Annotated in this window: 4 protein-coding genes; 2 read left to right on the top strand and 2 right to left on the bottom strand. The window is 25.1% G+C overall.

The window, feature by feature from the left end; genetic code table 11:
* Window positions 1-124: 124 nt before the first annotated feature.
* A complete protein-coding gene (locus NSA58_RS17005; RefSeq protein ID WP_039680869.1) occupies window positions 125-949 on the top strand; it encodes a carbon-nitrogen hydrolase family protein in 825 nt (274 codons plus the stop codon).
* A 52-nt stretch (window positions 950-1,001) separates the two neighbouring features.
* Window positions 1,002-1,481 (top strand): hypothetical protein, encoded by a 480-nt coding sequence (locus NSA58_RS17000; RefSeq protein ID WP_074429637.1) that lies wholly within the window; start codon window positions 1,002-1,004, stop codon window positions 1,479-1,481.
* A 55-nt stretch (window positions 1,482-1,536) separates the two neighbouring features.
* Here NSA58_RS17000 and NSA58_RS16995 read toward each other — a convergent pair whose 3' ends face one another.
* A complete protein-coding gene (locus NSA58_RS16995) occupies window positions 1,537-2,658 on the bottom strand; it encodes an XRE family transcriptional regulator (RefSeq protein WP_039680887.1) in 1,122 nt (373 codons plus the stop codon).
* 104 nt (window positions 2,659-2,762) lie between these two features.
* Window positions 2,763-3,959: a DHHA1 domain-containing protein gene (locus NSA58_RS16990; protein ID WP_074078860.1), complete on the bottom strand. Its 1,197-nt coding sequence runs from the start codon at window positions 3,957-3,959 to the stop codon at window positions 2,763-2,765.
* Window positions 3,960-4,048: the final 89 nt, after the last annotated feature.

Raw genomic sequence — 4,048 nt, 5'->3', positions numbered from 1 at the left:
TCTGTAAAAAATCTATCAATTCAACTTATTTAAATACCGTTATTATAGAATTTATCAATATACTTGTTTTCTTTTTAAATATATACCATAATATACCATATACTAAATATTTTAGGAGGTAATTATGAGCAAACTAAAAATAGGACTAATTCAGATGAAAGTTGAGAATGATAAAAAAGAAAACCTTATAAAGGCTTCTCAATTAGTAACAAAAATTGCTGTTGAAAGACCTGATATTGTTATTCTACCCGAAATGTTTTCTTGTCCTTATGTTTCATCTAATTTTCCTCTTTATGCTGAGGAAGAAGGAGATTACACCTTTAATTTTTTATCTAATTTAGCAAAAACGAATAATATATATCTAGTAGGTGGCTCAGTTCCAGAAAAGGGAAAAAATAAAATTTATAATACTTCTTATGTTTTTGATAGACAAGGCGAAATGATAGGAAAACATAGAAAAGTGCACTTATTTGATATCGATATAAAAAACAAACAAAAATTTAAAGAATCCGACACTCTATCTTCCGGTGATAAGATTACTGTGTTTGATACAGAATTTGGTAAAATAGGATTATGTATTTGTTATGACTTTAGATTTCCTGAATTTTCAAGGCTTATGGTGGATAAGGGGGCTAAAGCTATAATTGTCCCAGCTTCTTTTAATTTAACCACAGGTCCTGCTCATTGGCATGTTATGTTTAGGTCTAGAGCCATAGATAATCAAGTTTATGCTATAGGTTGTTCTCCTGCTAGAGATTATAACTCTCCTTATATTTCTTATGGACACTCTTTAATAGTTTCTCCCTTTGGTGAAATCCTTTGTGAACTAGATGAAAGTGAAAATTTAATTACTTATACAATTGATTTTGATTATGTTAACCAAGTAAGAGAAGAACTTCCTCTACTACATCATAGAAGAAGAGATTTATATGAATTAGTTGAAAAATAATATTGTATATGTACAATTAATTTAATCTATTTATTAAGTGAGGTTGAAATAAATGTGTGATTTTTTATATGGCGCTGTTAGTAAAAAAGATTACAATGAAAAATTCATATCAACATCTTTAAAATACAATATTCCAGTAGATTATTATTTTGAATCATGTTCTTTGTTTCCTTTAAAAAAATATGATGATTATATTTTTTTCAGATTAACAAATGAATATTGTGACTGCGACAGTCCTCTTGGATATGATATTAATGAAATAGAGTCAAAATATTTAAATGTTCCTCATAAAAGAGAACTATTTTTAAATACTATTTATGGCACTATTGATCATTATATTAATTGGCTAAAAGAATTAAATGATTTATTTTGTATCAATAACCTTTACTTAGTTAAACATTTGGATGATAATACGCCCGAAAAAGTATGTGATAAATATATAATTCATGTTGATGATATTAATAGATCATTTCTTATAAACTTAGAAAATGAAATAGCTTACAAAATACAATTTTATAAAAAGTATTTCTAACCTAAAAGAGAGTATCTCAACCTATTATAAATAGTTGATTACTCTCTTTTTTAAATTATTTTCTTCTTTTATTATTAAAACTTAAAATCTTAACATCTTTTTTATCATTCGATAAGCTTCCTTCTTTAAGTCCCATAAGTATTTCTAAATCATCAGCATATAAAATAATATTTTCATTATATAGTTTTTCCATTAATGTATTTTTACTTACTATATTATTATCTAAAAGTAATTTATATGCATTTCTAAGACAAGTTGGATGAGTTGATTTAACATTGTCTAAAGGCTCTTTTTTGTGCCATCCATTTTTGCTTATTTCATTCATTAAATAATTGTATTTTTTATAATTTATTAATCCTAAAGAATAAGCTCTATATAAAATTATAGTAAGTGGCACCATAAATTTAGATTTAACTTCTAAATAAGATTCTAATTCGTTAGGGTTAGACAGCTCCCCTATTAATCTCTTCTTTGGTAATAATAAAGCAGACGCAAAATCATCTTTATTAAATCTTTTAGCTGGTATATTTAACTCATTACTTATTATAAATGCAAATTCATATGCTAAATCGTAATTTCTTAGAGCCAAAGAATTTTTGTCATGACCTAGCGATACTATATATTTTTCTTTTCCATTAATACTTTGTTTTTGTGAATATGGATAAGCACCTTTTCTGTCTATATTCATAGCAGTAATCACTACTCCCACAGCTTCCATAAATGATACCATATTTATTATAGGTTCTTCACCTAATTCATAAAACTCTCTACACCTTTCAGCTAACTCTTCCATAGATAAGTTTTTATTTAAATTATCTGGAAGTTGTAACTCTGGGAACTGGATGTAATTTTCAAAAAATAAATAAAGTTTGTGTATCATTACTAGTTTTTCTCTATATGATATTTCTTCATTTCTTTGTATTGTTGATTGTGGATTAAAATGAGCAGCATCCACATTTACTTTTATGTTCTCATTTCTATAGAAGTATTCTCTTGGAAAATGTAGTACATTTGATAATTTTAATGCATTTTCCACTGTTGGCTTATATTTATTTTCTTCAAAAGCTAATATATCTTTCTTATTTATATTTGTTTCCTTAGATACTTGATCTATGGTTTTTCCTCTGTATATTCTAGCTATTTTAAGTCTTTTACCATTAAATAATTCTTTCTTCATATTTAAGGTCCTTTCATAGTTGTTTTTTGTCATTCAACTTCTTATTATACTTAATATGTAACATCTTTTCAAATAATAAGTTATTTAATCGTTATGAGTTCATATTAAGTTGATTTTATTTTAATTTTTACATAATCAAATAAGGAATCTAAATTACCGTTATTTTTACCGCCACCCTGTGCTAGTGTTTTACTTCCTCCACCTTTTCCATCAACTAATTTAATACTATCTTTTAATAAAATATTCATATCTATTTTTTCTAAGTTCTTCGAGCAAGCAAATAATAAATTTAATCTATCATTATTTATTAAAGCAAATAATCCAATATTATTTTCTGTTTCTGTGATTTTATTTGCAATTTTATTTATATAGTTCATATTTTTATCTTCATAAGTTTTAATTATAATATTCATGCTTCCATTTTTTTCAGCTTCTTCAATCATTTCTTTCATCTCATAGTTACTTATTATTTCTTCTAATTTTCTATTTTCTTTATTCGCTTCATTTATTTTATTATTTAATTTTTCAATACCTTGATATGCGCCTTCTTCATTACTACTAAGCATCTTACAAATTTTATTTAAGTAGTTATCTCTTTTTAACATTTCATCTATTGCTTTTGTCCCACATAAAAATTCAATTCTTGTTGCTTTTTTATATTTTTCAAATTTCTTTATTTTTATAACTCTTAAGTCTAAAGTATTTTTGACATGAACTCCACAGCATAAATTTATATCCAAATCTCCAAATTTCACAACTCTTATATCATTAGAAAGCTTAGATAAATCATCTTTTATTTTTAATTTCTTAGCTTCTTTCTTATTTATATTAAGAAATTCCACAGGTATATTTTCTCTAATAATTTCATTGCACATGCTTTCAATTTTAATTATGTCATCTTCTTTAAAAAATCCTTCTATATCCACAGTTGCAAAATCTTTTCCTAAATGAAAACCCACAGTCTTTGCTTTATATTCATTGTTAAAACAAGCAGATATAACATGTTGGCCAAAATGATGTTGCATACCATATTCCCTTCTATCCCAATCAATTTCACATTTAACCTTATGAATTCTATTTGGTTTTTTATCCAATACATGATATATTTTGTCATTTTCTTCATATACATCTTCCACAGACATATTATCTATAGTTCCCAGGTCACAGTATTGACCTCCACCTCCAGGGAAAAAAGCTGTTTTATCTAACAATACATGATATTTATTATTCATCTCTTTAATTTCTTCTATTTCAGCAGTAAAATTTTTAATATATGAATCAATATAAAATAATTTTTCCATCTTTATCTCCATTTCAATTTATTTATAGTTTATTTTTAACATTATTAGTTAATTATAACTAGAAAATTATTAATTTAATAGCTTTTATT

It is taken from the genome of Terrisporobacter muris, from assembly GCF_024621905.1.
GTDB lineage: Bacteria > Bacillota > Clostridia > Peptostreptococcales > Peptostreptococcaceae > Terrisporobacter > Terrisporobacter muris.
This window is presented reverse-complemented; position numbering and strand designations above follow the sequence as displayed.

Coding starts and splice junctions, on each gene's coding strand:
- NSA58_RS17005 (WP_039680869.1), top strand. CDS start 125: ATGAGCAAACTAAAAATAGGACTAATTCAGATGAAAGTTGAGAATGAT.
- NSA58_RS17000 (WP_074429637.1), top strand. CDS start 1,002: ATGTGTGATTTTTTATATGGCGCTGTTAGTAAAAAAGATTACAATGAA.
- NSA58_RS16995 (WP_039680887.1), bottom strand. CDS start 2,658: ATGAAGAAAGAATTATTTAATGGTAAAAGACTTAAAATAGCTAGAATA.
- NSA58_RS16990 (WP_074078860.1), bottom strand. CDS start 3,959: ATGGAAAAATTATTTTATATTGATTCATATATTAAAAATTTTACTGCT.